Source organism: Amycolatopsis sp. FBCC-B4732, from assembly GCF_023008405.1.
Classification (GTDB): Bacteria; Actinomycetota; Actinomycetes; order Mycobacteriales; family Pseudonocardiaceae; genus Amycolatopsis; species Amycolatopsis pretoriensis_A.
This window is the reverse complement of sequence record NZ_CP095376.1, coordinates 6045829-6070912: the sequence shown is the minus strand read 5'-3', so window position 1 is coordinate 6070912 and position 25084 is coordinate 6045829. Positions and strand designations below refer to the sequence as shown.

At 70.1% G+C, this 25084-nt stretch carries 20 protein-coding genes; 8 read left to right on the top strand and 12 right to left on the bottom strand.

The features are described 5' to 3' along the window. Positions 1-43: 43 nt before the first annotated feature. On the top strand, positions 44-3409 hold the full coding sequence (locus MUY14_RS26325) for a hypothetical protein (RefSeq protein ID WP_247012865.1): 3366 nt from the start codon (positions 44-46) through the stop codon (positions 3407-3409). 494 nt (positions 3410-3903) lie between these two features. On the opposite strand, the gene MUY14_RS26320 is transcribed toward MUY14_RS26325, so the two are convergent. From MUY14_RS26320 to MUY14_RS26285, 8 genes are all read right to left on the bottom strand, one after another. After that, entirely contained in the window at positions 3904-4257 is a 354-nt protein-coding gene (locus MUY14_RS26320) for a helix-turn-helix domain-containing protein (protein WP_247012863.1), read from the bottom strand. Next, positions 4254-4496 (bottom strand): hypothetical protein, encoded by a 243-nt coding sequence (locus MUY14_RS26315; RefSeq protein ID WP_247012860.1) that lies wholly within the window; start codon positions 4494-4496, stop codon positions 4254-4256. The genes MUY14_RS26320 and MUY14_RS26315 overlap by 4 nt, the downstream gene beginning before the upstream one ends. 623 nt (positions 4497-5119) lie before the next feature. Then, a complete protein-coding gene (locus MUY14_RS26310; protein WP_247012858.1) occupies positions 5120-6325 on the bottom strand; it encodes a helix-turn-helix domain-containing protein in 1206 nt (401 codons plus the stop codon). A 430-nt stretch (positions 6326-6755) separates the two neighbouring features. Next, positions 6756-7058, bottom strand: a complete 303-nt coding sequence (locus tag MUY14_RS26305) for a hypothetical protein (protein ID WP_247012856.1) — start codon at positions 7056-7058, stop codon at positions 6756-6758. Between the two features lie 129 nt (positions 7059-7187). After that, complete coding sequence (locus MUY14_RS26300) at positions 7188-7613, bottom strand: hypothetical protein (RefSeq protein WP_247012854.1); 426 nt, start codon at positions 7611-7613, stop codon at positions 7188-7190. Between the two features lie 255 nt (positions 7614-7868). Further along, positions 7869-8582 (bottom strand): hypothetical protein, encoded by a 714-nt coding sequence (locus MUY14_RS26295; protein WP_247012851.1) that lies wholly within the window; start codon positions 8580-8582, stop codon positions 7869-7871. Between the two features lie 61 nt (positions 8583-8643). Further along, positions 8644-8871: a hypothetical protein gene (locus MUY14_RS26290; protein ID WP_125306645.1), complete on the bottom strand. Its 228-nt coding sequence runs from the start codon at positions 8869-8871 to the stop codon at positions 8644-8646. Further along, complete coding sequence (locus tag MUY14_RS26285; RefSeq protein ID WP_247012849.1) at positions 8858-9229, bottom strand: hypothetical protein; 372 nt, start codon at positions 9227-9229, stop codon at positions 8858-8860. The genes MUY14_RS26290 and MUY14_RS26285 overlap by 14 nt, the downstream gene beginning before the upstream one ends. A gap of 237 nt (positions 9230-9466) precedes the next feature. Between MUY14_RS26285 and MUY14_RS26280 the strand changes: the two genes are divergently transcribed. Together MUY14_RS26280 and MUY14_RS26275 are read left to right on the top strand one after the other, a co-directional pair. Further along, on the top strand, positions 9467-10246 hold the full coding sequence (locus MUY14_RS26280) for a DUF1295 domain-containing protein (RefSeq protein ID WP_247012847.1): 780 nt from the start codon (positions 9467-9469) through the stop codon (positions 10244-10246). Next, positions 10228-11055, top strand: a complete 828-nt coding sequence (locus MUY14_RS26275) for a carbon-nitrogen hydrolase family protein (protein WP_247012845.1) — start codon at positions 10228-10230, stop codon at positions 11053-11055. The genes MUY14_RS26280 and MUY14_RS26275 overlap by 19 nt, the downstream gene beginning before the upstream one ends. A gap of 17 nt (positions 11056-11072) precedes the next feature. On the opposite strand, the gene MUY14_RS26270 is transcribed toward MUY14_RS26275, so the two are convergent. The 3 genes from MUY14_RS26270 to MUY14_RS26260 form a co-directional block, all read right to left on the bottom strand. Continuing rightward, positions 11073-11819, bottom strand: a complete 747-nt coding sequence (locus MUY14_RS26270; protein WP_247012843.1) for an SDR family NAD(P)-dependent oxidoreductase — start codon at positions 11817-11819, stop codon at positions 11073-11075. A gap of 104 nt (positions 11820-11923) precedes the next feature. Beyond that, the gene (locus tag MUY14_RS26265) at positions 11924-12811 is read right to left on the bottom strand and encodes a LysR family transcriptional regulator (RefSeq protein WP_247012841.1); all 888 of its coding nucleotides are present in this window, start codon (positions 12809-12811) and stop codon (positions 11924-11926) included. Continuing rightward, complete coding sequence (locus MUY14_RS26260; RefSeq protein WP_247012839.1) at positions 12811-14064, bottom strand: cytochrome P450; 1254 nt, start codon at positions 14062-14064, stop codon at positions 12811-12813. The genes MUY14_RS26265 and MUY14_RS26260 overlap by 1 nt, the downstream gene beginning before the upstream one ends. 47 nt (positions 14065-14111) lie before the next feature. Between MUY14_RS26260 and MUY14_RS26255 the strand changes: the two genes are divergently transcribed. Both MUY14_RS26255 and MUY14_RS26250 read left to right on the top strand, forming a co-directional pair. Next, positions 14112-14840 (top strand): alpha/beta fold hydrolase, encoded by a 729-nt coding sequence (locus MUY14_RS26255; protein ID WP_247012837.1) that lies wholly within the window; start codon positions 14112-14114, stop codon positions 14838-14840. 241 nt (positions 14841-15081) lie between these two features. Beyond that, positions 15082-18327 carry a tetratricopeptide repeat protein gene (locus MUY14_RS26250; protein ID WP_247012835.1) on the top strand — a complete coding sequence of 1082 codons (3246 nt, stop codon included), beginning with the start codon at positions 15082-15084 and terminating at the stop codon, positions 18325-18327. 85 nt (positions 18328-18412) lie between these two features. Here the strand turns inward: MUY14_RS26250 and MUY14_RS26245 are convergent, their stop codons facing one another. Further along, on the bottom strand, positions 18413-19189 hold the full coding sequence (locus MUY14_RS26245; RefSeq protein WP_247012833.1) for an L-histidine N(alpha)-methyltransferase: 777 nt from the start codon (positions 19187-19189) through the stop codon (positions 18413-18415). 28 nt (positions 19190-19217) lie between these two features. Here MUY14_RS26245 and MUY14_RS26240 point away from each other — a divergent pair, with 28 nt between their 5' ends. From MUY14_RS26240 to MUY14_RS26230, 3 genes are all read left to right on the top strand, one after another. After that, entirely contained in the window at positions 19218-20666 is a 1449-nt protein-coding gene (locus tag MUY14_RS26240) for a PLP-dependent aminotransferase family protein (protein WP_247012831.1), read from the top strand. A 355-nt stretch (positions 20667-21021) separates the two neighbouring features. After that, positions 21022-22791, top strand: coding sequence for an MFS transporter (locus MUY14_RS26235; RefSeq protein ID WP_247012829.1), 1770 nt, complete (start codon positions 21022-21024; stop codon positions 22789-22791). 320 nt (positions 22792-23111) lie between these two features. Next, positions 23112-25043, top strand: a complete 1932-nt coding sequence (locus MUY14_RS26230) for a tachylectin-related carbohydrate-binding protein (RefSeq protein ID WP_247012827.1) — start codon at positions 23112-23114, stop codon at positions 25041-25043. The last annotated feature ends 41 nt before the right edge of the window (positions 25044-25084 follow it).

Below are 25084 nucleotides of genomic sequence, written 5' to 3'. Positions count from 1 at the left end.
CTTTGCTGGACGAGCGAAAGCGACAGCTACGGCGGTGAGCGCCGTGCCTGAGGGCTTCCGCATCGCCAGCGCCTACGTCACAGTGAACCTCGAGGACAACACCGAGGCTGACGAACGACGCATCCGCCAGCGTCTTGAACGCGGCAACGGCATCCACATCAAGACCATCCTCGACGACCCGGACGGGCTCGAGAAGGTCAAGGAACGAGTACGGAAGTCCTCGCCGGCGAAGCTCCCGCTAACCGCGGACAACCCCATTGACGACGCTTGGCGCGCAAAAGTCGAGTCGTCCCTAAAGGCGACTGCCAAGCAGGCGCTCAAAATCCCCGCCACGCCGGACGGCGAGAAGTTCCGCCGCGACCTGGCCGCGGTCATCGGCGAAGTCGAGAAGGGGCTCCAAGCGGAGATCCCCGCTGACCTGGCGGACGCCGCCAAGTTCCGCAGCGAGGTCGAGACGCTAGCGAAGGTCGCCAGCGAAGAGACCCGAGTTCGGATCAAGGCAGAGATCGACCAAGGCACGATCGAGTCCGAGTCCGAGAAGGCCGCGGCTCGGGTCAACGCGAAGTTCAGGGCGCTCACCTTCGCGGCCCTGAGCGCCGGCCTGCCGGCCGCTGCCGCAATCGGCACCGCTGGCGCTGTCGCAGCCCTATCGGCGATCCCCGCTGTCTTCGCGGGCATCGGCGCAGCGGCCATGAAGGGCAACGTCCAGGTGGCAGACTCGTTCGCCGGCCTGAAGTCCTCTGTGGTCTCCGACACACAAGCCATGGCACAGGTCCTCAGCGGCCCGCTGTCCGGATCGGCTGAGGACCTGAGGGCAGCGTTTGTACGGCTCCGCCCGGCAATCCAGACTGCCTTCGCCGAGTCCGGCCCGGTGGTCGACGAACTCACCGGCTCCGTGACGGACTTCGCTGAGAACGCGATGCCGGGCATGGTCACTGCGATTGAGACCAGCGAAGGCGCGCTCCAGGGTTTCCGCAGCCTCACTGGGCAGACTGGCGCTGGACTCTCAGACTTCCTCCGCAACCTCTCCCAAGGCAGTGACGCCGCGGGACAGTCGATGACCGTCTTCGGCGGCACAGTCCGCTCTGTTGAGGCCGCGGTGGGCATGGTCCTGGCGAACCTCGCTTCCGGTGCAGCTGGTCCGCTGCGGTCGTTTGACGCGATGGTGAACCAGGTAGCCGCCGGTCTGGGGTCGCTCACGGGGCAGGGTTCAGGCGCGCTGGGTTTCCTCCAAGGCTTTACCAACGCCGGTACGGGGGCGTTGACCGTCGTTCGTGGTCTGGCTGCTGCTGTTTCGGCTCTGCCGCCTGGCGTGACGCAGATGGCTGGTTCCATCGCCGCGGCAAACATGATCACCAGCAAGTTTGGGTTGGACGCCGGCAAGGCATTCGAGGGCTTGGGCACACGAGTTCGGGACGCCGGCAAGGATCTCGATGGTGCGGCGAAGTGGGGCACCAAGTTCGGCACAGCGCTGGGTGGTCTCGCGGGTGGCGCGCTGAACCCTGCCACGATCGCGGTGGCGCTCCTCGGCACGGGGCTGGACATCCTGGGACAAAAGCAGGCAAAGGCCGCTCAGGCTGCCGCTGAGCACCGAGAAAACGTCCGCCTGCTCACCGACGCCATCCGCGCCGACAACGGCGCCATCGACGAACAGACCGCCAAGGCGAACGTCGCTGCACTCAACAGCAAGAACGCCGCGGCGAACGTGTCCATCTTCGGAGCGAACCTCGCTACCGCAACCGCCGCTGCCAATGGGCACGGTGAAGCGCTCGACACCATACGCACCAAGTCGGACGCGTGGATTCAGTCGCTGCTTCACCAAGGCGTCGAGTCCCAACGCGACATCGACGGGCTAAAAAACCTTAACCACCAGGTACTCGAGAACGGCGGCTCTTACGACAGTGTCGCCGGCGACGTTGCGCACTTCAACGAAAGCTTGGCGGCCACCCACCCTCAGCTTCAGAAGCAGCTTCAGGCGCTGTACAACGGCACCGGGGCTGTCGGTGAGCAGGCACGGGCGACCCGGGATGCGTACGCGGCGTACCTGCTCGAGGAGCAGGGTCTCTACAACGTCAGCGAAGCGCAGATCAAGGCCCGTGACTCGACGACGCAGCACACGGCCGCGATCCACGAGCAGCAGAACGCCAGCCTTGGCTATCGCGGCGCTGTGCTGAACACCAAGGCCGCTCTTGAGCAGTACAACGAGAGCCAGAAGAACGGCAAGGCCAGCGCCGACGACAAGGCACGGGCTGAGTTGGCTTTGGAGCAGGCGATGGCTCAGCAGGAGCAGGCCGCCTACAACGCTGCGTACGCTACGTCCACCGCGGCTTCAGCGGACGGCAAGAAGGCCGAGGCGTCACGTGCGTTGAATGCGGAGACCATCAATCTGGCTAACAGCTTCTCGGGCCCCCTGCCAGCCTCGTTGCAGACGACCATCGGGCACATGTCCGCGACCGAAGCTCGGGCTGCCGGATTGAAGCTCGGAGTCAACAATCTTGGCCAGGCTGTCTACACGCTGCCGAATGGTCACCAGATCTTGATCACGTCGAACGCGGACCAGCAGGCGGCGAAGATGGAGAGCCTGCGGGACAAGGTCAACAGCTTGCCGACTTATCACTACACCGTGATCGACATCGTGACGCGATACAAGCAGGTCGGCACGGCCCCCGTCCGAACGGGTATCAACGCGCCGGACTTCTTCGCGTACGGTCCGCACAGCGCCGAAGGTGGCCTGCCCAGTCAGGGGAAGATGAAGCGCTTCGCCAAGGGCGGCCCGACCATCGTGGACGCCAGCGCCGGCGGACTGCTCCAGGGCCCCGGCACGGGCACATCGGACGACATCCTGACGCTGTTCAGCAACGGAATGCTGGGCAAGACTTCCGACGAAGAGTTCGTGGTCAATGCCGAACAGACACGCAAGTGGTACCCGTTGCTGATGGCGATCAACGCGGGCCTGAAGGGGTTCGCTAATGGTGGCCTGGTGCAGGCTGAGGACCACACGTGGGTTGACCCGTCGTTCTACAGTCCGGCGCCGAAGGGCCCGCACGCGATCTACACGGCCAGCGGGTTCGCGAAGCTGAAGGCCAGCGCCGCAGCGTACGGGTTCAGTTCGCTCTCGGCGGTGGACCAGGACCAGCTGCGAACCTATGGCGGCTACGCGGTGACGGCTCCGCGGGGTGTTGTGAACCCAACCGCTCCGGCTGCCCTTCAGGTGTTTGCCCACCGCTATGCGGGTGCGACCAGTAGCCAGCCCGCTGGCGGAACTGGGACGGCGCCTGTGTCGATCGCGGACACTCGTGGAAGCGATGGAAAAGTGATCAACATCTACCAGACGATCAACACACTAGATCCGTCAGAGGCGGCGCGGCAGGCTGCGGCTGAACTGAGCTGGACTCTCCGCAACCGGTGAGGATCACCTGACAGAGGAGTGATCCAGCAGGTTTCAGCTGGCGAGACACGCTAGGGGATGATTCATGGATGATCATGAGCCAACCCGTACCCCCTGGTTGACCCCCAACGAAGCGGCCACCTACGCCCGTGAACACAAGGACACGATCTTGCGGGCGTGCCGCGAGTACGACGAATCCGGCGGCAAGCGGGGACTGCGGAGCACTCAGCGTGTACGGAACGGCCGCCGGAAGATCAACATCGACGACTTGCGGAGCTACATGATGGGTAAGACGCCAGCGCGTGACCATTCATGACTACGACGCAACGAAACTGCTAGGGGCTCCACGTCATCAGGACGTGGAGCCCCTGCCCTTCGGTTCTTGTCGCCGAAGGAACACCACCAGGCCACGAGCCCCGGGGTAGGACATGTTGTCGTGGCCGCGGTGGAGCTGGAACCCGGCCAGTGCGCCCGCCCGCGAAGAGGGAGGATGGAGCAGACGCACCGGCCGGGAGTCATCTGGACATGTCGCCTCCACGGGGCCGGAACGTGATGCCGGCCTTCCGAAGGCCGCGGTAGACGGTGCCGTAGGACAAGCCCTCAGCTTCAGCGAGGGCGCGGACGCTGTCGCCGCTGTCGTACGCGTCGCACAAGGCAGGCCAGTCGATTCCGCGGCGCTTGACACCTTTGCCGTGCTCGGGCACCGCCGCGCCGTTGGAACGCAAGATGAAGCCCGTCCAGCTCAGCGAGAGCCCGAACTTCTTTGCGATCACGGTGTAGGTGGCGCCGTTCTTGCTCAGCTGCACCATCCGTGCGTTGCGCGCAGCGATCGTGTCGCCCGCGCAGGGAGTGAGCTGTTCGGCGCTCATGACGCTTCCGGCTGCGGATCGGCCATCAGCTCGACAGGATCGAGCACGCGGCCGTCGAGTTCCCCGGCGCGTGCAGCCAGCTGAGCACCGATACGCACCAGGTCCCGGCCAAGCGTGCGCAGTCCGGCCGCGTAGTTCGCGTCATCGGGCTGCAAGGTCAGCAACTGCAATGTCACGGTGCCGATCTCGCTGTTGACCTTGGCGAGCCCTGCGAGCATCTGGCGGTCATGTGCGTCCAACGCGGGTCACCACCTCGACGAGATCGCCCGAGAAACGGCCATCGAGATCAGTGCCGGTCCTCGGGTGCGGGATCTGGGCGAGACGGTGTGCTGCGCACGCGGGGCACACGCCGGAGTGCACGTGATGGGGAACTGGCAGGGGCGCGGGGTCGATGCTCTGCCGGTCGTGCTCGAGGGGGTAGGGCGCGCGGAGCAGGCACCACGGTAGAAGCAGCTCCACCCGGGTGTCGGTCAGTTCGGCGACCGAGTAGAGGTGCTCCCAGCCGTCGGCGTTGAATTCGTGCCACTCCCACCGGGTAGTCGCCAGGGGCCGGGACGGCGGCTGCGGCCGATCGTCAAGCGCAGTCACCACGTCGCTCCCGCAGCTACCGACCGCGGGACCAGTCGAGCGCGGTGGATGGCGCACACCCACACGTTGCCGTCTTGGATCGCACGGGCGAACACCTCGCCGTCGTTCCGGGGTGGCGTCGGGTCGGCGACGGCGAGCCGGTCCTGAAGAGGAACCCGGCCGCTCTCGTCGCCCCCGTTCACGGAGGTCATCTCACCTACACGCGCCGTCACACGAGAGACGCTAAGGACGATCAACCGCAGCTTGTGCACTAGAAGTGCACAAGCTGTCCGGTTCACCCGGTCGGGGCAAGCCCCATCCGCCATGCCAGGTAGCGCACGTCACGTGCCATACCGTCATCACCACGCGAGTGACGGAGCTGGTTAGCGATCGCTTCTCGAGCGAAGTGGTTGTTACGCAGCTGCTGGGGCGCCAGCGCGTCGGCGCGCTTGAAGGCGTCGAGTCCGGCTTGGCGTGTCCGGCGCCCTTCGAGCAGCCCACGGCCCATCTCAGTCCAGAACGCAACCTGTCGCGAGACGCTGATAGGCGACACGTCGAAGCCGCGGGCTGTCTCGGCTACCCGGGGCCCGTCGCCCAACTCGACACCGATGGAAACCTTCCAAATGCCGACGTTCGTCCGACCGAAGACCATCATCGACAACGGCCACGGGGACACATCGGGTTCGATCAGCTCCGCGATCTGTGCCGCTTCGTCGAGATGCATCCGCGCCGTGTCAGCCTGCCCCTGCGCGGCCGAAGCAATGGAGGCCGTGAGGTGTGCCATCCCGAACACCTCGGGCCGTTCACGGGGCGCTGAGTCGGCGACGTGAACTGCTAGTTCGTACTGCCTCGCCCTGTCGGTGCCGGACAGAGTCTGCGCCCGTACCCAGTCGACGGCGGAACACCACTGTGGGTCGCCCAGCTCGGCCGCTGCTGCATGCATGCGTTCGATCGCCAGCGGCGGCGATCCGACGTAGCCCAGGCGCCCAGTTAGCGACGCCACCACGTCATAGACCTGGATCAGATGGGTTAGAGCTTCAGCGTGGTGTGGACCGCCTGTGGAGTAGAGCAGCAGTTCCTTGATCAGGCGCGGGAGGATCTCCAGCTCAGTGGCGTACGCGCAAGCGGGACGGTGCACTAGGTGTAGCTCGAGGGACTCAGCTACCACCTGATCCCAGGGGCGTGGCTGAATGTCGGGGCGCTCGCCCACGCGGTACCCGGACAGCACGTCGATCAACTCGACCATCCGCGACTGAGCGCCCCGTGTCTCCGGGTCAGTGGGCAAGTGCGGCTTGCGCGTCAGCTCGAACGGAGCCACGCGCATCGCTGTCGCGATCGCTTCGAGTACCTGCCGGTTGTTCACGGCCTTCTCGCCGCGCTCGATGTAACCCCAGTAGGCGTGGGAAATGCCAGCAAGGTCGGCGGCCGTGCGCATGTTCAGCCCGCGCCAAGCCCTCAGCTCACGCAGCCGATCACCGAACTCGTTCAGGTCGTCGGTCACGAAGACCACCTTCATTCGCGGAGTCGACCTCTCCGCGTGCCCCCGGGAGCTACCCGGGGGCGTTCCTCCGCGAAGAGGTACCGCGCCAGCCTACCTGTGTTGCGAGGCGGGCCACATGGCGATCAGTCGGGATGAGGGCCGATGGCTACGACGCTGATCTGATCTTCATCAGGGCCGTAGATCCACCAAATCCGCCAGGCACTCGGAGTTCTGTTCTCGACGTACGACTGGTACAGCGTCTTCCCGTTCGGCCCAGGTATCGACTCCATGGGATGGGTCTGGAGTCCTGGGTATGACGGTCCGTACGTCTTCAAGAAGGCGAGAGCCTTCCTGACCTTTTTCAGCTTCCGCGCATACTGAGCCTTAGCTCGCAGATCTTCGAGGACAGACGCGGCTTGCGGGCTGTAGATCAGGCGGAAGGGTGGTGCACTCACTCGTCGTCGTCGTCCTCGGTTAGGTCAACGTCGCTGGTCACCCAGTCCAAGGCGCGAGCCTTGCCCTCGGCGACTTCGGCGAGGCCGCGGAACAGGCTTGCGCGGAGTTCATCATTCTCCCACACCAGCAGCTCCCGGCGGGGAATGGAAGCTAGCGGCGTGAGCAGGATGGCGCCTTCGCTGTTCCTCGATACGGCGTAGCGGTCGTCCGAGTTTGCCCCGGCCTTGCCGAGCGCTACGCGTCCGCGGTTGTCAGCTGCGACTTCGTTGACGGGCTGGAATCCTTCGATGGTCGTCATGGTGCCCTCCAGTGCGGGCAAGTTGCTATCTCTCAGGCGCACTACGATACACCCATTGTGGGCATGTGGGTATTACCCACATCACTCCTGCGCTGCTCAACTGCCCACGCTGCCATCGCCGCGACCTCGCTACTGCTGGTTCGCCCCCCAGTCGTAGCCACGCTCGTTGGCCCGGGGAGCGTTCTCGATGCGCTCCCAGTCGGCTGCGTTCCGCCGGCGCTGCTCCATCTGCACAAGCTCCGCCTCGTTCGCCGCCTGCCGGATCTGCGTCGCCAGCGTCGTCAGCGATACGTGAAGAGCGTGCTCAGCGGGCATGCCCTCTTCAAGGACCCGTCCAAGGGTCGTCATGCCGCCCTCGACGACCCTCAGGGAAGCGGCAAGGTCCACGAGAACAGCGTCCATGCCGCGGAGGATCGTGGTGTCTGCGGCGGGACGTGAGAGGGCTGCCGAGTACTGCTCCGCAGCCTGCGTGAGGGAGCCGCTGCGGAAGCGGCCAGATCCGCCGGCGCTCACACTTGGGGCAGTGACGCGACGACGGGTGTTGCTGGCACTCATGGTTACTCCTAGTGTTCGGTTTGGGCGGCTTGGACATGATGTCCAGAGTTGACCGCTGGGAACGGTTGTGCCCGCGTTGTTGCTGGTCGCAGAGGTGTCGAGCGGTCTCCGCTGCCGTGGCCAGTCATCATGTCCAAGCCGCCTTCCTGGCACTGTTTCGCCAGCTCAGGGCGTACGGTCATGATGACTGGCCATCATGACCGGATCCTGTCCGCCCGGACATCATGTCCAAGATCAGCCGGACATCATGTCCAGTCACTTAGAGCTACCTTTTGCCAGTAGTGCGAACCCTGACACGACCATGAGTCCGTCGATCACCAGCGGGCCGACGCCGGCACCGAGTCCGCTGTAACCCCAGGTCGTCAGCACGTCCCGGATGTGGCCGTAGGAGATGACCGCTGAGCCCGCTGCCACGAGCCCGACACCGCCGAACCTGGCGAACCGCCAGAGTCCACCAGCAGGCCACTGCACCCGCGAAAGCACCTCGACCGCGATGAGCAACGCGACCGGCCAGACTGCCGCTCCGAGCTGAGCCACCAGACTTGGTGACCAGTTGGCGCCAGCGTCGCCAGGCGGGATCCGGGCGGCCAAGACGTTGGCTGCGATGGACACGACGGAGCCGAACACGAACCCTGCCCAAGCCACGAACATGCCGCCCGCTGGCGGTGCGCTGGTGGGGCTCTGACCTGCGCTGGTGTCCTCTTCTGGCGGCGCTGGCGGTGCGCTGGTGGGGCTCTGACCTGCGCTGGTGTCCTCTTCTGGCGGCGCTGGCGGTTCGCTGGCGGTGACTGCCGCCAGCTCCTCCTCCAACGCCGCCAGGGCCTTCCTGATCTGGTGGTCGGTGGCCCCGGTGAGGGTGGCCAGCGTCGGCCGGCCTGGGGGCTTCTCGCCCCGTTCCTCAGCCTCCCGGTAGTGCTGGCGGATCGCTGTCACCAGGTCTTCACCAGCTGGCGCTAGTGTCTGCGTCACGGTCGGACTCCATCTCCGATCGAGGTCCCCGACGGTGGTTGCACACCGGTCGGGGACCGCCTTACTTCTGGTCCGGGTTGTAGATGGCGAGAGGTTCGCCGAAGTCGCCATAGGTGGCGGCAAACAGCTCATGAAGAGCTTGGGCATAGGCCGCCGCGTAGGCCCGGTCAGCTTCCCTGCCGGTCGTCTCATAGAGAGCCTGGTGACCGTCGCGGTCGCGCTTCAGCTTCTCCGCGAATCCCTCAAGGTCGTAGTCGTCAGCGACCGGGCCGTCGTCAGTTGGCGACATACGTGCACTGATCCTTTCCTCGGATGTAGACCACCTGGTCTGTCGCGTCGGTGATCGTGCACTCGGTCACCGGCCGGTCGGCAAACCCGGAGAGGGTGACGGACACAGTGCTGCCCTTGTCAACGGTGATCTTGTGGGAGACCGGGGTGGAGAGACCGGGGATCTGCTCGGTGCGAACCCCACCGGATGCGGTCGGGTCGGTGTACGCGATCTGGTCTGCTCCGAGACCTCCCACCGTGAGAGTGACCTTCTCTGCGACTGGCTCGCTCCCCGTCGGCGAAGCGGGGATGTCGGTGGACGTGGAGGAACAAGCCGCAAGTGTGAGAGCGGCTGCGGCGATGATGATGGTCAGTTTCATGACCGGCGGTCGCAGTTGATCAGTTCCCTGTTACGAGGGATCTTGTTCCGTCCAGGTTCCGTGGCGCAGCCGTCAACAGCAATCAATTGCAGGTGACTGCCAGCGGTCCCACCAGGGTCAAAGGAGCCTGTGCTCTGCGGACTCGAAGGTCGGTGTTCCGTGCAGGAAGAAGACGTCGATCTTCCGTTCCCGCAGCGGCAGGTTCATGCCGCCGATCTTAAGTCCTATTGTGAGGGGATGGACGCGTTGCGGGTCTGCCTCTACGTCTTCGCCGGGGTGACGCTCGGCACCTGGCTGGCTTCCGTGCTGACCAGGGAGTACTCCTGGGTGGACCGGATCTGGTCGATCGTCCCGGTCGCGTACCTGGCGATCTTCGCGGCCGACGCCGGGTTCGCCGACACCCGGCTGAACGTGATGTTCGCGCTGGTCACCCTGTGGGGGATCCGGCTGACGTTCAACTTCGCCCGGAAGGGTGGTTACGCCCCCGGCGGCGAGGACTACCGGTGGGCGGTGCTGCGCGAACGGATGGCGCCGTGGCAGTTCCAGGTGTTCAACTTCTTCTTCATCTCGCTGTACCAGAACGCGATCCTGCTGCTGATCACGCTGCCCGCGTTGACCGCTTCGGAGCACCAGGGCTCGTTCGGGGTGGCGGACGTCGTCGTCGCGGTGGTCTTCCTGGCGTTCCTGGCCGGCGAGACGGTCGCGGACCAGCAGCAGTGGGTGTTCCACCGCGAGAAGCACGCGGGCCGCGCGCCGACGCGGTTCCTGCAGAGCGGGCTGTTCCGCTTTTCGCGGCACCCGAACTTCTTCTTCGAGCAGGCGCAGTGGTGGGTGATCGCGGTGTTCGGGATCGTCGCCGGCGGTCTGCAGTGGACGGTCGCCGGCGCGGTGCTGCTCACGCTGCTGTTCGTCGGATCGACGAAGTTCACCGAGAGCATCACGAAGTCGCGCTACCCGGAGTACGCGGACTACCAGCGGCGGACGTCCGCCGTCGTTCCGTGGCCGGCCCGCGGATGACGGTCGTCGGCGCGCTGCAGCTCGGCACGGGTGTCGACGTCGGGCGGATCCTGGCGTTCGAGGACGAGATCCGCGGCGCCGACCTGGTGGTCCTGCCGGAGGCCGTGCTCGGCGGGTACCCGGGCCGGGTGCCGTTCGTGGCGTACTTCGCCGCGTCGGTACTGGTTCCGGGGCCGGAAGTTTCGGCGCTGGCCGGGCTCGCGGCCCGCACGGGAACGACCCTGGTGGCCGGCGTCATCGAGCGCGACGGCTCGACGCTCTACAGCACGGCGGTGTTCCTCGACCCGCACCTCGGGCTGGTCGCCAAGCACCGCAAGCTGGTCCCGACCGCCCGCGAGCGCCTCGCCTGGGGCCGCGGCGACGGCTCGACCCTCCCGGCGGTCCCGACGGCGGCGGGCCTGGCGGGCGCGGCGATCTGCTGGGAGAACCACATGCCGCTGTTCAGGGCGGCGATGTACGCGAAGGGCGTCGAAATCTGGTGCGCCCCGACGGCGGACGACCGCGACGTCTGGCAGGCGTCGATGCGCCACATCGCCGACGAGGGCCGGTGTTTCGTGATTTCGGCGTGCCCGTACGAGACCGGCGGCGACGACCCGTTCCGCGGCGGCAGCGTGATCGTGGGTCCGCTGGGCGACGTGCTGGCCGGGCCGCTGCGGGACGCGGAAGGCCTGATCACGGCGGAGATCGACCGCGAGGAGATCGTGGCGGCACGGCACAGTCTTGATGTGTCGGGCCACTACGCGCGGCCGGACGTCTTCTCGCTGACGGTCGACGAGCGCCCGCGGGACGGCGTCACCTTCCTGCGGTGACGCCGTCCCGGCCGGGCTCACACCGCCAGCCGGCCGCCGTCCACCGGGAGGATCGCGCCCTGGACGAAGCTTGCGTCGTCCGCCACCAGGAACGCGATCGCCGCCGCGATCTCGGCCGGGGATGCCACGCGGCCCGCCGGGCCCGCCGAGGCCAGCTCGTCCAGGCCGTCGCCGAAGACCGCCGTGCCCTCGGTGCGGGTCGGGCCGGGGCTGACCGCGTTGACGCGGACGCCGGACGGGCCGAACTCCGCCGCCCACGCCTTCGTCAGCAGCTCCACCGCCGCCTTCGCCGAGCCGTACAGGGCCATGCCCGTCATACCCCTCGCCGCGACCATCGTGGACACGTTGACGATCGCGCCGCGCCCGCGCTCGGCCATCGCCGGGGCCAGCTCGGCGACGAGGAAGTACGGCACCTTCACGTTGATCGCGTACACGCGGTCGAAGTCCGGCTCCGTCGTCGAGGCGGTGGGGCCGGTCGGGAAGATCCCCGCGTTGTTCACCAGCACGTCGACGGGGCCGCCCACTTCCCGCGCCCGTTCGGCGAGGGCGCGCGCCGACGCGGCGTCGGTCAGGTCGGCCGCCACGAAGTCGGCCTTGCCGCCCGCCTCGCGGATGGCCGAGACGACCTCGGCGCCGCGCGCCGCGTCCCGGCCGGACAGCACCACGTGGGCGCCGAGCCCGGCCAGTGCGACCGCCGTCGCGCGGCCGATGCCGCTCGTCCCGCCGGTCACCAGCGCCGTCGACCCGGACAGATCTGCACTCATCGTTCAACTCCTCCGCGACCCGGGTGTCTCCCCGGTCGAAGGGTTCAAACGCGAGCGCCGGAAAGGACTTCCGGAACGGCGTTCGGCGCTGCTTATGGCCGCGATCAGTCCGGTCGATGGTCCTCCAGCGCGGCGACGAACTCCGCGAGGTCACGCCGGTGCGCCGCCGCCGGCCACACCGCCCACGTCCGCCGGACGATCGGGTTGCCCGCGAGCGGCACCCACCGCACGGTGTCCGGCAGCGGGTACGGCCACTGCGGCGGGGCGAACGCGTACGCCCCGCCCGCGTTGACCGCCGGGATCTTCAGCTCGACGATCAGCCGTTGCTCCTCCGGGACCTCCGGGCCGACGTCGAGGCCGTGGCTGCGCAGGATCGCCGCCAGCTCGTCGTACCAGGCCGGGCTGCCCGCGCGGGCGAACGCGAACCACTCCAGCCCGGCCAGGTCCTCCAGCCGGACCGGCGAACCCAGCTTCTCCGCCAGGTCCGCGGCCAGCAGGACGCCGACGTCTTCCGCCACGACGAGCACCGCGTCCAGGTCGGGCCCCGGCGGGCGCTCGCGCACCAGCCCGACGTCCAGCTCGCCCGCCCGCAGCGCCGCCACCTGCGCCACCGACGACAGGTGCCGGGCCTGCACCCGCGTGTCCGGGTACGCCGCCGCCAGCCGCGCGAGCGCCGAGGGCAGCAGCTCGGGCGGCAGCTCCAGGGGGATGCCGACGCGTAGCACCCCCGTCGTGGTGTGCCGGGCCAGCGCGGCGAGGGCCTGCTCGTGCCGCGCCAGCACCGCCCGTGCCTCGCCCAGCAGCGTCGTCCCCGCGTCGGTGGTCTGCACGCCGGTGCTCGTGCGCACCAGCAGCTGCAGGCCGAGCCGCCGTTCCAGCGCGGTGATCGTCTGGGACAACGCCGGCTGGCTGATGTGCAGCTGCCGGGCCGCCTTCGACATCGTCCCGGCTTCGACGACCGCGACGAACGCCCGCATCTCGCGGATCTCCATCAGCGCCCCCACCGGATCGGCAGCGACTTGAGGCCGTTCTGGAAGTTCGACCGCAGCCGGACCGGCTCCCCCGCGAGCTCGACGGGGCCGAGCAGGTCGAGGACCGCCTCGAACATCGCCCGCAGCTGCACCCGCGCCAGGTGCGCGCCCAGGCAGAAGTGCGGGCCGTGGCCGAAGGTGAGGTGGTCGTTCGGCGTCCGCCCGATGTCGAACGTGTCCGGGGAAGCGAACACGGCCGGATCCCGGTTGGCCGCCGAAAACCACACCACCACCTTGTCCCCGGCCGCGATGTCCACATCGGACAGCCGGACGTCGGAAACGGCCGTGCGCCGGAAGTGCATCACCGGTGTCCACCACCGGAGCATCTCCTCGACCGCCGACGGCAGCAGCGACCGGTCGGCCAGCAGCCGCCGGTGTTCCGCCGGGTGCGAGAGCAGCGCGAGCATCCCGCCGGGCAGGCCGTTGCGCAGGGTTTCGTTGCCCGCCACGGAAAACAGCCAGAACAGGTTCTCGAACTCGGCGAGCGAGACGCGCCCGCCGTCGTCGCCGACGTGCCGCATCAGGGTGCTCATCACGTCGTCACCCGGGTGCGAGCGCTTGTGCTCGCCGAGCGCGTTCGCGTACGCGTAGAGGTCCGGCATGCCCGCGCGCGTCCGCGGATCCGGCATCGACCCGTCCGGCCCCGGCGACGGGCGGACGGCGAGCGCGGCCCGCGCCAGCTCGCTCACCTCGGCGACGGAAACCGTCGAGCTGACCGCGTATTCGGCGTCCTGGTAGCCGATCACGCGGTTGCTCCAGTCGTACATCAGCCGCCGATCCCGCTCCGGCACGCCGAACACCCCGGCCAGGGTGATCAGCGGCAGATCGGCGGCCACCGCGGCGAAGTCGCACTCACCCCGGACCACGACCGATGCGACGAGATCCCGCGCCCACGTCTCGATCTGCGAAGTCAGCTTCGCGATCGCCCTCGGCGTGAACGCCTTCGTCAGCAACCCCCGCAGCCTGCCGTGCTCCGGCGGGTCCATGTTCAGCATCATCCGGCGCACGTAGGCGAGGTCGGCCGCGTCGCGGATCTGGGTCCCGCCGAGCTGCGAGGAAAACGCGGCGGGATCGCGCAGCACCCGCCGCACCTCGGCGTGCCCGAGCACGGCCCAGAAGTCGTCGACGCGCACCACCGGGCCGGCGCGCCGCAGCCGCGCCAGCTCGTCGTACGGGACACCTCGCACGTAGGTGTCCGGATCGGTGATCGCCACGCCGCCGACCCTAGCCGCGCCCACCGACAATTTGGGAAGCTGCGCGGATGGACACCCTGAACATGCGCACCGGCGGCGAGGGCGAACCGGCCGTCGTCCTCCTGCACGGCCTCGGCGCGACCGGTGCGGTCTGGGCCCACTTCACCCCGCCGCTCGCCCGCCGCGTCCTGGTGCCCGACCTGCCCGGCCACGGCCCGTCCTCGCCGCTGCCGCACTACAGCTTCGGGACGCTCACCGCCGCCGTCGCCCGCGCGCTGCCGGAGCACGGCCCGTACGTCGTCGCCGGTCATTCGCTCGGCGGGGTGCTGGCGCTGGAACTGGCGTCCGGGAAGTACGACGTCGAGGTCGCCGGCGTGCTCGCGCTCGGGGTGAAGGTCGAGTGGAGCCAGGATGACCTCGGGCGCGCGGCGAGCTTCGCGGCCAAGCCGCCGCGGGTGTTCGAGACGCGGGTGGACGCCGAGCAGGCGTACCTGAAGGTGTCCGGGCTGCTCGGGATCGCGCCCGCGGACCCGGCCGGGCTTCGCGAGACCGAGGGAGGTTGGCGCCTCGCGATGGACCCGGCCGCGTTCGGCGTCGGCGCACCGGACATGCCGGCGCTGCTCGCCGCGGCGCGGTGCCCGGTCGTGCTGGCGGCGGGCGAGCACGACCCCATGTGCTGTCCCGGCCAGTTGCGTGCGCTGGACCCGGACGCGGTCACCCTCGCCGGCCTCGGGCACAACGCCCACGTCGAGGACCCAGCCGCCGTACGCGCCCTGCTGGAGCGCTTCGGCGTCTGAAAGCCCGGGGTGCAGCCGTCGTACCCCACGCGACGGCTGCTCCGCGAACCCCTCGTCACCACCGGACGGGAGAAAGCTTAGGAACTCGTGGTGGACGAGCGTCTGTACTGCCGAGTCACGCCGCGGTCACGGTCGGTACCTGCGGAAACGGTTATCTTCGCCGTTCGGTGGTACAGGTGGGGAGGCACGATCGTGATGCTTGAGGGGTACGTTCCGCTCGGGTACGCGGGAGAGGACGCCTGTGGACGAAGGCCGGTCGTTCGCCGGGTGGCTCCGTGCGCGCCGCGTGCTCGCCGGGCTCACTCAGGCGCAGCTCGCCGAGCGCGCCGGGCTGAGCCTCCGCGCGGTGCGCAACGCCGAGCTCGGCAACGTCCGGCGGCCGCGCCCGGAGACCGAACGGCGGCTGCGGGAAGTGCTCGCCGAAGCCCCGCCCGAGCCGGTGCGGATCGGCGTGCTGGGCCCGCTGACGGTGTCGCGGGGTGACGAGCCGGTCGAGATCGGCGCGGAGAAGCAGCGGCTGATCCTCGCGCTGCTCGCCCTGCAGCCGAACCGGACCGTCCGGCGCGAGGACCTCGTCGACGTCGTCTGGGACGAGCCGCCGCCGTCGTGCCTGGACCTGCTCCACACCTACGTCGCCCGGCTGCGGCGGGCGCTGCGGCCCGCCGACCTCATCGCCACCGACAAGGGCGGCTACCGGCTCTCCGCCGGCGAAAGCGAGCTCGACCTGCTGGAGTTCGATGCCCTCCTGGCGCGCGACGCCCCCGGCGAGGCCCTCGAACTCTGGCGCGGGCCGGCCCTCGCCGACGTCGAGCGCCTGCGCCAGCACCCCGCCCGCCTCGCGCTCGCGATGCGGCGCGCCAAGGCCGTGATGGCCTACGCCGGGGTCGCGGCCCCCGAGGACGCGGCGGTGCAGCTGCGGGTGCTGACCGCGGAGGAGCCGCTCAACGAGTCCGCGCACGCCCGGCTGGTGCTGGTGCTCGCCGAGTCCGGGCGGCAGGCCGCCGCGCTGGACGTCTTCGAGGAGATACGCCGGCGGCTCGCCGAGGAGCTGGGCATCGAGCCCGGCCCGGAGCTGCGCGCCGTCCACCGCCAGGTCCTGCGGCAGGACTTCGCCGGCCCCGAGCCCCCGGCCCGCGTCCCGGCGCAGCTGCCCGCCGACGTCCCCGGCTTCCGCGGCCGCGTCACCCAGCTGGCCGAGCTGGACTCGCTGCTGCGCCGCGAAGACGGCGACACCGGCGCGCGCATCGCCGTCCTCTCCGGCACCGGCGGGGTGGGCAAGACCGCGCTCGCCGTGCACTGGGCGCAGCGCTCGCCCGGCGAGTTCCCCGACGGGCAGCTCTACCTCGACCTGCACGGCTACGGCACGGTCCGGCCGGTGGAGCCGGGCGACGCGCTGTCCGGCTTCCTGCGCGCGCTCGGCGTCCCCGGCACCGACATCCCGACCGAGCCGGACGAGCGCGCGGCGAAGTTCCGCACCGCGCTCGCCGGCCGCCGGATGCTGCTGGTGCTGGACAACGCGGGCTCGGTGGCGCAGGTCCGCCCGCTGCTGCCCGGCTCGCCGACGTGCCTGGTGCTGGTGACCAGCCGGGACGCGCTGCCCGGGCTGGTCGCCCGGCACGGCGCCCGCCGGGTGCTCGTCGACCTGCTCACCGACACCGAAGCCCGTGACCTCCTGCGGGCGCTGCTCGGCCCGCGCGTCGACGAAGAACCCGAGGCCACCGCGGCGCTGATCGGGTACTCGGCCCGGCTGCCGCTGGCCCTGCGGCTGGTCGCCGAGCTGGCCCTCGGCCGGGAAGGGGAGCGGCTCGCCGCGCTGGCGGCGGAGCTGGCCGACGAACGGCGGCGGCTCGACCTGCTCGACGGCGGCGGCGACCCGCTGACCGCCGTCCGCGCGGTGTTCTCGTGGTCCTACCGGCACCTGCCCTCCGACGCCGCGCGCGTCTTCCGGCTCTGCGGTCTGCACCCGGGCCGCGACCTGACGCCGGTCACCATCGCCGCGCTCGCCGACGTCCCGCTCCCCGAGGCCGAGCGGCTGACCGGCGTGCTGGTGCGCGCCCACCTCGTGCAGCACACCGGCGACGACCGCGTCCAGCTGCACGACCTGCTGCGCGTCTACGCCGCCGAGCTCGCGGCCGCCGAGCCGGACGAGAGCCACGCGGCCCAGGAGCGGCTGTTCGACTGCTACGTCCGTTCCGCCGCCCAGGCCATGGACGTCGTCCTGCCGCAGGAACGGCACCTGCGGCCGGTCGTGCCCGACCCCGACGTCAAGGTGATCGAGGCGCAAGCGTGGCTGGAAGCCGAGCGGCGCAACCTGCTCGCCGTCGCCGCGCACGCCACCCGGCACGGCTGGGCCGACCACCTGCGCCTGCTGTCCGGGATCCTCTGGCACCACCTCGACGTCGGCGGCTACCACGAAGAAGCGCTGGTGCTGCACACGCACGCGTCCGCGCTGGCGCACGACGCCGGCGACCGCGCCGCCGAAGCCGAACCGCTGACCCTGATCGCGCTCGGCCACTGGCGCGTCGGCCGGTCGCGGGAAGCGCGGCGGTACCTGGAAGAGGCGCTCGTCCTCGTCCGCGAAACCGGCGACCGGCGCACCGAAATCCACGTCCTCAACACGCTCGGCCTGGTCTGCCGCGCGCTCGGCCGGTTCGCCGAAGCGATCACCTACTCGACGGAAGCGCTGGCGGTGGCCAGGAAGACGGGCGACCGCACCAGCGAAGGCCTGGTCCTGATCGTGCTCGGCTGCTCGTGCCGCGGCATCGGCCGGTACGCGGAAGCGGCCGGGTACCACCGGGAAGCCCTGGCGCTCGCGCGCGAAACCGCCGACCGCACCAGCGAGGGCTACGCGCTGGTGAACCTCGGTGACGCGTTGTCGGCGCAAGGCGACCACGACGAAGCCGCGCGCTCGCTGGCGGAAGGGCTCGAGCACTTCCGGGCCATGGGCGTGCGGGTGAGCGAGGGGTACGCGCTCGGCATCCTCGGTGACATCGAGCACGCGCGCGGCCGGTACGACGAAGCCGCGCAGCACCTCGAGCGGGCGATGGAAATCGCGCGCGAGACGGGCAGCCCGACCAACCGCGGGGTCGCCCTGAAGCACCTCGGCGACGTCCGGCTGGCGCAGGGGCGGCCTGAGGAAGCGGCCCGGCACCTGGAAGAAGCGCTGGGCCTGGCCCGGGAATGCGGTGACCGGGGCGTCGAATCCCGCGTGCTCAACAGCCTGGGCGCGGTGGCGGCGGCGCGGGGAGCGGCGTCGGACGCCCTCGACCACCACCGCGCCGCGCTCGCCGCGGCCAAGAAGACCGGGTGCGGTCCCGAACAGGGCCGTGCCCACTGCGGTCTCGGTGAAGTCCACTGTGGACTCGGCGACGCGGTGGCCGCGCGCGAGCACTGGGAACGCGCGCTGGCCTGCTACGCGGGGGAGTGCGTGCCGGGCGCGATCCGCGTCCGCCACCACCTCGCCGCCTTGGACCGCACCGTCGGGTGACGGCGGTCGAGCGCGGCGAGGTCGTTTTCCAGCCGTTCGCGGTCGCGGTCGACGAAATTGGTGCTACCCGCGAGCCGGCGGGTGATCACGACGTCCTCGCGGTGGCCTTGAAGAACGTGTAGTGGAAGGTCCCGGTTTCGGTCCGCCGCAGGTCCGCGACCCCGCGAGCCCAGCTCTCGGTGGTCGCCAGACCCCGGGCGACGGCGGTTTCGCCGACGCCTTCGACCATCGCGGTGAACGTGTCGCGGGTGAACCCGGTGACCAGCCCGGGCCGGGACGCGTCGACGTAGACGGTCCGCGGCTCGACCACGACGTCGTCGAAGCCGGCGCCGGCGAGCAGCGGGTACAGCCGCCGCCCGATCAGCGCGTCACCGCCGGCGTCGGCCTGGAGGCGGACGAGGCAGTCGATCGCGGCCTGGGCGGGCTCGCTGCGCGGGTGGAAGAACGCCGAGCCGTGGTCGCCCTCGATCACGGTGAGCGTGCCGCCGGGCCGCAGCAGGGTCTTCAGGTGGGCGAGGGCCTTCTCCGGCTCCGGCAGGTGTTCCAGCACGAAGCAGACGAAGAGGTGGTCGTACTCGCCGTCGAGGGCGAACAGGTCGGCCTGGCGGAAGTCGACGCCGGGGACCCGGGCGGCGGCCTGCCGCAGCGACGCTGCGGAGACGTCGATCGCGGTCAGGTGCGCGTCCGGGCTGCGGGCCGCGAGGTGGACGGTCTGGGCGCCGACGCCGCAGCCGACCTCGAGCACGCGGCTGCCGGCGGGGAACGCCGTGCCGTCGTGCAGGAGGGCGGCGAGGGTGTCGGCCTGGTCGCCGAGGCGGCGGGCTTCGGGAGCGGCGTACCCGTGCACGTAAGTGGTGTCCATGAGCCCAGCGTGCTGCGACAATGGTCCGGTGGACAGAGCCAAAGCAGCTCCTTCGGAGGGGTCCATAGGATCGGATTTCCTCCAGCTCGACGTGCGCGAGGCCCCGCCGGGCGGCCTCGCGGACTGGCTGGCGGCCCGGCTGCGCGCCGCGATCGCCGACGGCAGGCTCCCGGTCGGCGGCCGGCTGCCCGCGTCCCGGGTGCTGGCGGCCGAGCTGCGGGTGTCGCGCGGCGTCGTCACCGAGGCCTACCAGCGGCTCATCGACGACGGGCACGCCGCCGGGCGCGGCCGTGCGGGCACGGTCGTGGTCGCCGCGCCGGTGCTGCCGCCGGACCCCGCGCCCGCCCGGGTGCCGTCGAAGGTGATCACGCCGCTGCCCGGCGTCGAGGTCTTCGACGCGATCCGCGCGATCCCGGCCCGGCTCGACCTGACGCCCGGCGTTCCGGACCTGACGGCGTTCCCGCGCGCGGCGTGGCTGCGTGCCGAGCGGGCGGTGCTGGACGAGCTGGAGCCGTCCCACTTCGGCTACGGCGACCCGCGCGGCGCGCCGTCGATGCGGCGGGCGGTGTCGCACTGGCTGGCGCGCAACCGGGGCATCCGCGTCGACCCGGGCGAAATCATCGTGGTGGCCGGGGTCGCGCAGGCGCTGACGCTGCTGGGGGAGGTGCTGCGGCAGCACGGGATCTCGGAGATCGCGGTCGAGGACCCGGGCTCGCTGGGCGCGCGCCAGCACCTGCACCACTGCGGCCTGGCGACCCCGCCGGTCCCGGTGGACGACGACGGCGTCCGCGTGGCCGATCTGCGCGCGCCGGCGGTGCTGCTGACGCCCGCCCACCAGTTCCCGATGGGCGTGGTGCTGGGCGGCGAGCGCCGCCGCGAGCTGATGCGCTGGGTGGCCGGCGGCGGGATCGTGGTGGAGGACGACTACGACGCCGAGCACCGTTACGACCGCGCGCCGGTGCCCGCGGTGCGGTCGATGCTGCCGGAGGTCTGCTACACGGGGAGCGTGTCGAAGCTGCTGGCGCCCGCGCTGCGGGTGGGCTGGCTGCTGGCGCCGCCCCGGTTCCGCGACGACCTGGTGGCGGCGAAGCGTTTCGCGGACCTGGGCAACGCGGTGCTGGCCCAGCTGGTGCTGGCCCGGCTGATGGAGACGGGCGAGCTGGAGCGGCAGCTGCGCGTGGTGCGGGCCCGCCACCGGCGTCGCCGGGACGCGATGATCCGGGCCTTGGCGACGTCGATGCCGGCCGCGCGGGTCCACGGCGCGGCGGCCGGTCTGCACCTGACTATCACGTTCGACGGCGAGGCCGACGACGTCGCGGTGGCGGCGGCCGCGCTGGCGGAGGGGGTGAAGGTCCAGCCGCTGTCCTGGCACCGCCAGCGGCCGGGCCGCCCGGGCCTGGTGCTGGGCTACGCGGCCCGGACGGCGTCGGAGATCGAGGAGGGCGTCGCGGTGCTGGGGCGCCTGGTGCCGCGCTGACCCGGCGAAGTCGCGCTCGGTCCACCGCCGCCTCTGCTCGGTGACCGCCGACCACCACGAACCCGTGACGCGACAGTCGGCCCTGACTTTGCCGGCGCCCTGACGTCGGGCGAGGTGAACGGGGCAGCCGGATCGGCCCGGGCGGCCCGTCCGGGATCCGGGATCAGGGCGAGTGGCCCGGTCTTGCCTTCGGTTCATGCGTCGGGCGAGGTGAACGACTCGTTCGGTAAAGGATCCACAAAGGACAGTCAAGCGACTGTGATCATGCTCTCCCATGCGTTTCGCGTACTTGGTTGCCATACGCAAGCAACTTGCTTAGCCTAGCTAAGGGACTGGCGAGCAGAAGGGTTGCACAGTGGCGGAACGCCGGACGTATTCGATCGCGGAACTGGGGCCGCGGTACAAGTGGATCGCGCTGTCCAACACGACGCTGGGCATGCTGATCGCCACGATCAACTCCTCGATCGTGCTGATCGCGCTGCCCGACATCTTCAAGGGCATCGGGATCAACCCCCTGGAACCGGCCAACACCAGCTACCTGCTGTGGATGATCATGGGCTTCCTCGTGGTCACCGCGGTGCTGGTGGTGAGCTTCGGCAGGCTCGGCGACATGTACGGCCGCGCGAGGATGTACAACCTCGGCTTCGCCGTCTTCACCGTTTCTTCCATCATGCTGGCCATCACGTGGTTCGGCGGTGACGCGGCCGCGTTGTGGCTGATCGGGTGGCGGATCGTGCAGGGCGTCGGCGGCGCCTTCCTGATGGCGAACTCCTCGGCGATCCTCACCGACGCCTTCCCGGCCAACCAGCGCGGCCTCGCGCTCGGCATGAACGGCGTCGCGGCCATCGCCGGGTCGTTCCTCGGCCTGGTCGTCGGCGGGGTGCTCGCGCCGGTCGACTGGAACCTGATCTTCCTCGTCTCGGTGCCGTTCGGCGTCATCGGCACGATCTGGGCGTACCTCAAGCTGCACGACACCGGCGTCCGCAAGCACGCGCGGATGGACTGGTGGGGCAACATCACCTTCGCGGTCGGCCTGATCGCGGTCCTGATCGGCATCACCTACGGCATCCAGCCCTACGGCTCGTCGCCGACCGGCTGGGGCAGCCCGTTCGTGCTGACCTGCCTGATCGGCGGGCTCGCGGTACTGGTGGCGTTCGTGGTCATCGAAACCAAGGTGGACAACCCGCTGTTCCGGCTTTCGCTGTTCAGGATCCGCTCGTTCACGTGGGGCAACATCGCGAACCTGACCGCGTCGCTCGGCCGCGGTGGCCTGCAGTTCATCCTGATCATCTGGCTGCAGGGCATCTGGCTGCCGCAGCACGGCTACACGTTCGAGCAGACCCCGCTCTGGGCCGGCATCTACATGCTCCCGATGACGGTCGGCTTCCTGCTGGCCGCGCCGACGTCGGGCATCCTCGCCGACCGGATCGGCAGCCGCCTCCTCGCCTCGAGCGGCCTGTTCATCACGGCGGTCACGTTCCTGCTGCTGATCCTGCTCCCGGTGAACTTCGACTACTGGGCGTTCGCGGCGATCCTGCTGATCAACGGCATCGGCATGGGCATGTTCTCCTCGCCCAACCGCGCCGAGGTGATGAACAGCCTCCCGGCCGACGCGCGCGGCTCCGGCGCGGGCATGATGACGACCTTCCAGAACGCGGCGATGGTCCTGTCGATCGGCTTCTTCTTCAGCCTGATCATCTCGGGCCTGTCGAGCAGCCTCCCGGCCACGATGCACGACGGCCTGGTGGCCCACGGCGTCCCCGACGCGGCGGCGTCCCAGGTGGCGAACCTCCCGGCGGTGGCGGTGCTGTTCGCGGCGTTCCTGGGCTACAACCCGATCCAGCAGCTCCTCGGCGGCCAGCTGGCGACGCTCCCGCCGGACCAGGCGTCCTTCCTGACCGGCCGGAGCTTCTTCCCGAACCTGATCTCGGGCCCGTTCCAGTCGGGCCTGGCGGTGGCGTTCGGCTTCGCGATCGTGGTCTGCCTGATCGGCGCGGTGGCCTCGCTCCTGACGAAGGACGCGCGCCCGAAGGACCGCGAATCGGTGGGCGAGGAGCTGGCGGCGGTCGCCGGTGAGGCCGGTGGCGGGCCGAGCGAACTGGTGTCGCCGACGAGCAAACGCTAGACAGCGCAAAGAAAACGGGCCGGGTGCCACCCTTCGCGGGTGGTGCCCGGCCCGTTTCGTTTCGAGTGGTTCCCGACTTCGGTAGTGGGCCGAACGGACCAATCGCCCGGGAACGGGTAACGCCGCCGCAAGAAGATCGGATGGGGAGATCGAATGGCTCGCGGGAGGGCGAGCTCGTCGCCGCGCGGCATGGGAGGTGCCGCGCACCTGGGGGAAGTCTGCCCGAATCCGGGCCCCGCACCGATCGCCGACCGCTGCCCGGCACGCCGCCGGGCTTGTTCCGCGCTGCTCGAAAACGCTTTCACGACAAGGGGTAGTCCATGCGCCAGAGACCCTTCGCCCGGAGATCCGCCGTCCTCGGCTGCGCTTTCACCGTCGCCCTCACCGGTGCGGTGAGCGTGACCGGTGCGAACGTGGCCGCCGCGGCCGACACCATCACCTGCCGCGCCAGCGCCGGCGTCTTCTACACCCTCCCGGACACCCACCTCGACCTCGACCGCCACAACGAACCCGAGACCGGCGCCGTCTCCTGGACGGGACGCGCGACGATCGGCAACACGTGGGCGGGCAAGACGCTCGCCGGTCCCGACGGCCGGATGTACCTCATCTCCGACAACGGCAGCGTCCTGCGCCAGCGGCGGCTGGCCACCGGCTGGGAGAACGGCGGCGCCGGCCAGATCATCGCGACCGGCTGGAACGGCGTCACCCTGCCGGCCCAGCGCAACCGGATCACCGTCGACGCGACCGGCGACTTCTACTGGTCCCACGACAACATCCTCGCCTGGCTCCGCTACGACGAGACGACTAAGACCTGGACCGACCGGCTGATCGACACCGGCTGGACCACGACCAAGTACGACATGATCGTCGGCGCGGGCGCCGGCGTGTTCTACGCCCGCACCCCCGGCGGCGACCTCTACCGGTTCCAGTACGACCCGGTCAGCCAGCGGTGGCTCGAGTACGCCCGGCTGGTCGGCAGCGGCGGCTGGCAGAACTACGCCCAGATCGCCTCGGCCGGCGGTGACGTGCTCTACGCGCTGGACAAGAACACCGGGCAGATCAAGTGGTACCGCTACCTCGGCGCCGGCAACTGGCTGGGCTGGAAGGTGGTCGGCACGATCGGCACGAACTACCAGCTGAGCGTCACGACCGACGACTGCAAGCTGGTCGACCCCGGCCTGCCGACGCGTCCCGTGGTCCCGGTCGTCGCCGACGCCCCGAGCGCGGTCGTCGAAGGCACCGGCGGCAAGCTCCAGCACTTCTACGTCGACGGCTTCGGCCGGCTCATCCACGGGCGCCAGCGCTCGACGGACATCACCGTCGTCGACTTCTCGGTGGTGCCCGGCTACCAGCAGTACACCGGCACCCCGAGCGCGCTCCGGGCCGCCGACGACAGCCTGCTGGTGACGGCTCTGGGGCAGGACAGCGAAACCCGCAGCAGCACCCAGGCCGCAGCCACCACGACCTGGCCCGCCGCGAGCGGCTTCGGCGGCTGGACGCCCGGCGCCGCGGTCCTCGTCCAGCGGTCGGGCACCGGCACGGCGTTCGCCGTGGACGGCGCGGGCCGCCTGCTGGTCCGCCAGCAGGACGCCGCCAGCAAGCAGTTCCTGCCGTGGAAGGTCCTGCCGTCGTCGGGCCTGACCGCGGACCTGACCGCGGTCGCCCAGAGCGACGGGATCGACGTCGTCGCCCGGACCACGAGCGGTACCTACACCAAGGCGACGTACCTCGACGGCACGCTCGGCGCCTGGAGCGCCGTGCCCGGGACCGGCTGGACCGGCAAGCTCGCCGCGACGGCGAACCCGGACAAGAACCTCGAAGCCTTCGCCGTCCAGCCGGACGGCGTGGTCGTCAACCAGCGTGAGCAGGCGGCCGGCTTCACCGGCACGTGGCAGCCGCTGGCCGGCGTCACCGCGCAGGGCTCCCCGGCCGCCGCCGTCGACACGGGCGGCGTGGTCCACGTGGCCGTCCGCGCCACCGACGGCTACGTCTACGTGACCCAGCAGAACGCGCCCGGCAGCACCGGCTACCAGGCCTGGCAGAAGCTGGTCGACTCCCGGACCGGGGCGGCCTACCAGTCCGCCACGGACCCGACGCTCACCGGGCTTTCGGCCGGCGGCGTGGTGGTGACCTACCGGGACAGCGACGGCGTCACCTACGCCTTCGGTTCGGGTGTCACGGCCGCGGTCGCGCGCAGCGCGAGCGCGGCGACGGTGTTCACCGGCGGTCCGCTGCCGAAGCCGTCTCTCTGACGCAGTTCGCCTGACGGGCGGGCGGGCCTCGACGTGGTTCG